General features: G+C 72.6%; 7 protein-coding genes. 6 read left to right on the top strand and 1 reads right to left on the bottom strand.

Going from position 1 to position 5,028, the window contains the following annotated elements; genetic code table 11:
* Window positions 1–114 precede the first annotated feature (114 nt).
* Window positions 115–1,377: a ribosome hibernation factor-recruiting GTPase MRF gene (mrf, locus tag LCD31_RS28120; protein ID WP_224963110.1), complete on the bottom strand. Its 1,263-nt coding sequence runs from the start codon at window positions 1,375–1,377 to the stop codon at window positions 115–117.
* Between the two features lie 87 nt (window positions 1,378–1,464).
* Here mrf and rpmB point away from each other — a divergent pair, with 87 nt between their 5' ends.
* The 6 genes from rpmB to LCD31_RS28090 all read left to right on the top strand — a co-directional run bounded on the left by rpmB (window position 1,465) and on the right by LCD31_RS28090 (window position 4,996).
* On the top strand, window positions 1,465–1,701 hold the full coding sequence (gene rpmB / locus LCD31_RS28115; protein ID WP_224963108.1) for a 50S ribosomal protein L28: 237 nt from the start codon (window positions 1,465–1,467) through the stop codon (window positions 1,699–1,701).
* Complete coding sequence (gene rpmG / locus LCD31_RS28110; RefSeq protein WP_224963106.1) at window positions 1,701–1,865, top strand: 50S ribosomal protein L33; 165 nt, start codon at window positions 1,701–1,703, stop codon at window positions 1,863–1,865. Before rpmB ends, rpmG begins: the two co-directional genes overlap by 1 nt.
* A gap of 12 nt (window positions 1,866–1,877) precedes the next feature.
* Window positions 1,878–2,183: a 30S ribosomal protein S14 gene (rpsN, locus tag LCD31_RS28105; protein ID WP_224963104.1), complete on the top strand. Its 306-nt coding sequence runs from the start codon at window positions 1,878–1,880 to the stop codon at window positions 2,181–2,183.
* On the top strand, window positions 2,180–2,425 hold the full coding sequence (gene rpsR, locus LCD31_RS28100; RefSeq protein ID WP_224963101.1) for a 30S ribosomal protein S18: 246 nt from the start codon (window positions 2,180–2,182) through the stop codon (window positions 2,423–2,425). The genes rpsN and rpsR overlap by 4 nt, the downstream gene beginning before the upstream one ends.
* Window positions 2,426–2,766: 341 nt before the next feature.
* Window positions 2,767–3,432 (top strand): 5,6-dimethylbenzimidazole synthase, encoded by a 666-nt coding sequence (gene bluB, locus LCD31_RS28095; RefSeq protein ID WP_224963098.1) that lies wholly within the window; start codon window positions 2,767–2,769, stop codon window positions 3,430–3,432.
* Window positions 3,433–3,505: 73 nt separating this feature from the next.
* On the top strand, window positions 3,506–4,996 hold the full coding sequence (locus tag LCD31_RS28090; RefSeq protein ID WP_224963096.1) for a diguanylate cyclase: 1,491 nt from the start codon (window positions 3,506–3,508) through the stop codon (window positions 4,994–4,996).
* Window positions 4,997–5,028: the final 32 nt, after the last annotated feature.

Genomic DNA, 5,028 nt, shown 5'->3' with positions numbered 1-5,028 from the left:
CGGGGCCCCGCTCCCCCGGCGGGGCGTCCGCGGGTTGGTGGTCCGGTGTGCCCCCCCCCCGCGGGGCGGGGGCGGGGGGGGCCCCCCGGGGGGCCCCCGGGGGGGGCGGGGTGCTCATGCCCCGCGCTGGTCGCCTTCGCTGGACGCGGGCGCCTGCTGGGGTTCGTCGTCGGCGCACGGGTCCTCGTGCCATTCGCCGAAGGGGTCGGGCAGTTCGCGCCACGCGGTCTCGCCGAGCGCGAGTTCCTCGTCGGTGAGCAGGGCTTCGTGCAGGGCGCCGCGGATGGCGCCGGGGTCGGCTTCGTGCGCGATGACGACGAGTTCCTGCATCCGGTCGCCGTAGTAGTCGTCCCAGTTCAGCGAGGCCTTCACCTGGCGTTCCGGGTCGACCTGCGCCCACTGCTCGGGGGTCTGGGTGACGAGCCACGGCCCGGCGTGCCCGACGCGCAGCCCGCCGCCGGCGGATTCGAGCCAGAGCGCGGTGTCGGGCTGGCTCGCGACCCAGGCGCGGCCGCGGGTCCGCACGACGCCGTCGAGCAGCACGTCGAGCGCGTCGTGCAGCCGTTCCGGGTGGAACGGGCGGCGCTGCTCGAACAGCACGACGGACACGCCCGATTCCTCGTCGAGCGGCGGCTGCCCGCGCAGCAGCGGGCCGTGCGCGCCGTCGACTTCGCCGCGCCGGGCTCCGGCGGGGATGCCGGCGAGCAGCGCGGGCACGTCGAGCCCGGTGAGCGCGGTGCGCGGGGCGGCGGGGGTCAGCCGGTCGAGGACGGCTTCGGTGCGCACGGTCTGCCAGCGGTCGGCGTCCCCGGCGAGGACGACGGCGTCGGCGAACTCGACCTGCCCGACGCCGACCTGGGCGACGGTGCGCTCGTCGTCGGGGCTGCCCGCGAGGCCGCGCTCGTAGAGGGGTTCGTCGCCGCTGACGTCGCCGAGCCAGCTGGGCAGGTCGACGGCGGTGAGGACGGCTTCGACCTCGACGTCCTCGGCGACCGGGGCGGTGTCGACGACGACGTGCTCGATGGCCCAGCAGATCGCCTCGGGTTCGAGGGAGGAGTCGAGGCGCACGACGATGCGCCGCACGTCGGGGGCGGCGGCGAGCCTGCGCAGCAGCGGCAGGAAGTCCTCGCGCAGCGTGCAGGACACGCAGCCGTGGGCGAGTTCGAGCACGGTGAGCTGTTCGGAGTCGCCGTGGCGCAGGTACCTGCGGACCACGCCGGAGGTGACTTCGCGCAGGTCGTGGTGCACGACGGCGGTGCCGTGCGGGTCGGTCGCGCGGACGGCTCCGGCGGTCTCGGCGACGTGCTCGCCGTCGAGCCCGGCGACCACGACCAGCGGCACCCGGGCGGCCTCGGACGGTTCGGTTTCGGTGCCCACTCGCAGCCCCAATCAGGAACGGTTTTCATCTGCCGAACCGACACGGTACCCTTATTGAAAACGACTGTCGTTATCAGGAGGCCCCTCGTGTCCATTCGCTGCCAAGTGACCGGGCGAGAACCCGGCTACGGCAAGCAGGTGTCGCACTCGCACGTGCGCACCAGCCGCCGCTGGCTGCCCAACGTGCAGCAGCGCCGCTACTGGCTGCCCTCGGAGAACCGCTGGATCCGCCTGCGGGTGTCCACGAAGGGCATCAAGACCATCGACAAGCGCGGCATCGAAGCCGTCGTCGCCGACATCCGATCTCGCGGGGAGCGCATCTGATGGCCAGCAACGACGTCCGTCCCGTGATCAAGATGCGGTCCACCGCGGGCACCGGCTTCACCTACGTGACCAGGAAGAACCGCCGCAACAACCCCGACCGGCTGCGGCTGCGCAAGTACGACCCGGTGATCAAGAAGCACGTCGAGTTCCGCGAAGAGCGCTGAGGAGAAGACCCGGTGGCCAAGAAGTCCAAGATCGCCCGCAACGAGCAGCGGAAGGTGCTCGTCGCCCGGCACGCCGAACGCCGCGCCGAGCTCAAGCGGATCATCTCCGCCCCCGGCAGCTCCCCCGAGGAGCGCGCCGACGCCGTCGCCGAACTGTCCCGGCAGCCCCGCGACGCCAGCGCCACCCGCGTGCGCAACCGCGACACCGTCGACGGCAGGCCGCGCGGCTACTTCCGCAAGTTCGGGCTCTCCCGCGTGCGCCTGCGCCAGCTCGCGCACAACGGCGAACTGCCCGGCGTGACCAAGTCGAGTTGGTGAGCACCGTGCCCAGCGAACGCAAACCGCCCCGCCGCAAGCAGAACCTGCTGCGCAAGGAACGCGTCGTCACCGTGGACTGGAAGGACGTCGCGCTGCTGCGCAAGTTCCTCTCCGACCGCGGCAAGATCCGCTCCCGCCGGGTGACCGGGCTGACCATGCAGGAGCAGCGGGAGGTCGCCACGGCGATCAAGAACGCCCGGGAGATGGCCTTGCTCCCCTACCCCTCCCCAGCCAAGCGCTGAACTTTTTTCTTGGTTTTCGGCTCGTCTTGCTCGGGGGTCGGGTGGCGGAACCTCAGCGTGATTCTCGCTGCGGGATCTTTTTCCCGAGTGGCTCCGCCACGAGGGAAAAAGCTGTCCTCGCGAGAATCCCGCTGAGAACCCGCGGGTGGTCCGGTTGCTTTGGTGGTCGGCGGCTCAGCGGCTTCGCCGCTGACAGGCAACCACCGATGGAATCCGGCGGGTGCTGGGTCTCGGTCCGCGGGTTGGAGTGCTGGTCGGCGGTTGCGCCGCTCGGCTGGTCTCGCGGGCGGTGTGCGCTTCGCCATCACGTTCGGGTGGTCTAGCACGGCAGGATTGCGGCAATGACCGCTCGATCCACCGAACCGATGCCCGCCGCCGACCTCTACGACGTGCTGCGACGCCGCCGCGACGTCCGCAACGAGTTCACCGGCGGCGAGATCCCGGACGAGGTGCTGCGCCGCGTGCTGACCGCCGCGCACAGCGCCCCCAGCGTGGGCCTGAGCCAGCCGTGGGACTTCGTGCTGGTCCGCGACGAGGCCACCCGCCGTGCGTTCCGCGAGCACGTGCGCGCCGAACGGGACGTCTTCGCCGCCGAGCTCAGCGGGGAGCGGGCCGAGACCTTCGCCAAGATCAAGGTGGAGGGCATCGTCGAGTCCGGCCTCGGCATCGCCGTCACCTACGACCCCGACCGCGGCTCCCCCGCGGTGCTGGGCAGGCACGCCATCGCCGACGCCGGCCTGTACTCGGTGTGCCTGGCCATCCAGAACCTGTGGCTGTCCGCGACCGCCGAAGGCCTCGGCGTCGGCTGGGTCAGCTTCTACCGGGAGGAGTTCCTGCGCGGGCTGCTGGACATCCCCGCAGGCGTCCGGCCCGTCGCCTGGCTCTGCATCGGACCGGTGCACGCCCTCGCCGAAACCCCTGACCTGGAACGACACGGCTGGCGGCGGCGCTCGCCGCTGGAGGACGTCGTCCACCACGACAAGTACCGGGGCGGCCGATCCCGGTAGCCTGAAGCTGAACACGCGGGGAACGGGGCACGAGGACGATCTCGGAGACGCCGTGCGACAGGACGATTCGCTGATGTCGGGGCACATCCCCGCGCAAGATCGTCGCGTGCGGGCCCTGCTCGATTCCGGTCACTTCCACGACGCGGACGTCGCGTTCGACGAACTCGTCTCGACCGGGACGAACCTGGTCGGCGAGCAGTGGAACCGGGCGACGGTGCTGGTGCACCGCGCGTGGCTGTCCTGGCGGCTCAACCGCATCCCGCAAGCCCTGGAACTGGCGGCGGAGGGCTGGACGGACCTGGACGCCGACCAGCCGAGCGGCGCGTCCGCGGCGCAGACCATCAGCATCCTCGGCAACCTGCTGGAGACCATCGGGCACCGGGAGTCCGCGCTGGAGCTGATGTCGCTGAGCGTGCAGGTGGCGCGCAAGGCGGGCGACCCGGAGACGCTGGCGCACTGCCTGGTCCGCCAGGCCAGCGCGTTGATCTTCCGGTCGGTGGCGCGGGAGGTCTCCGCCGCGGAACGGCTGTTCGGCACGGCCCGCGACCTGTTCGACGAGGCGCTGCTGCTCGTCGGCGAGGGCCAGCTGCGCCGGCTGTCGCTGGCCGGTGGCGCGCGGGCCCGCGCCGGCCTCGGACGGCTGCCGGAGGCGGAACGGCTCGCCCAGCGCGCGCTGGAGCTCAGCAAGGAGGCCGAGGACGGGTTCTGCACGGCCGTGGCGAACTGGGTGCTGGCGGTGGTGCGGCGCGACCAGGGAGACCTGCACTCGGCGCGCACCTTCGCCAGCCGCGCGCTGGACAGCGCCGAGAGCATCGGCGACACGATGCAGATGATGCGGTACTCGCTGGACCTGGCCTCGGTGTGCGTGCAGCTCGGCGACGCCGTGGGCGAGGCGGCCGCGTTGCGCCGCACGGTGCGGGCCGGGAGCGCGGCCGTGGAGACGCTGCAGGAAGGCCTCGGCCAGGCGCTGGAGCAGCGGCGGGTCGCCGTCCAGGCGCAGCGGCTGGCGACGGCGGCGCAGGAAGCGGCCGTGCGCGACCCGCTGACCGGCCTGGTGAACCGCCTCGGCCTGCAGCGCCAAGCACCCGAACTGCTGGCGGAGACCGCGGCGCAGGGCCGGATCCCGTGGCTGGTGCTGCTCGACGTGGACTGGTTCAAGGACGTCAACGACTACGCGGGGCACGCCGCCGGGGACGCGACCCTGCAGGAGGTCGCGCACCTGCTGCGTCGCGAGTGCCGCGCCGACGACCTGATCTGCCGGTGGGCCGGGGACGAGTTCGTGGTGCTGCTGGTCGACGACGCCGAGGACTCCCGGCACGCGGGCCCGGTCGTCGCGGAACGCATCCGGTCGGCCGTCGACCGGCACGATTGGCGCCTGGTGCTCGGCTGCACGCGCCGCGTCCCCACCGTCAGCATCGGCGTCGCCGGCGGACCCGCGAAGCTGGACCACCTGTTCGCGGCGGCCGACATCGCGCTGTACCGGGCGAAGCGGGCCGGGCGGAACCGGGTGGAGACCGATCACGGCGACCCGGAGCAGGACCGGCCGGAGATCCGAGGCGGCTAGGATCGGCGCCCATGTCCGCCCCGCCCCCGCAC

Origin of the sequence: Saccharopolyspora sp. 6M, from assembly GCF_020176775.1 — a bacterium.
GTDB lineage: Bacteria > Actinomycetota > Actinomycetes > Mycobacteriales > Pseudonocardiaceae > Saccharopolyspora_C > Saccharopolyspora_C gregorii.
The sequence above is the reverse complement of the archived record's forward strand: the minus strand, read 5'-3'. Positions and strand labels throughout refer to the sequence as shown.

Bases quoted from the DNA above. Each gene is read 5' to 3' on its own strand.
- LCD31_RS28090 (WP_224963096.1), top strand. From the start codon at position 3,506: ATGTCGGGGCACATCCCCGCGCAAGATCGTCGCGTGCGGGCCCTGCTC.
- bluB (WP_224963098.1), top strand. From the start codon at position 2,767: ATGACCGCTCGATCCACCGAACCGATGCCCGCCGCCGACCTCTACGAC.
- rpmG (WP_224963106.1), top strand. From the start codon at position 1,701: ATGGCCAGCAACGACGTCCGTCCCGTGATCAAGATGCGGTCCACCGCG.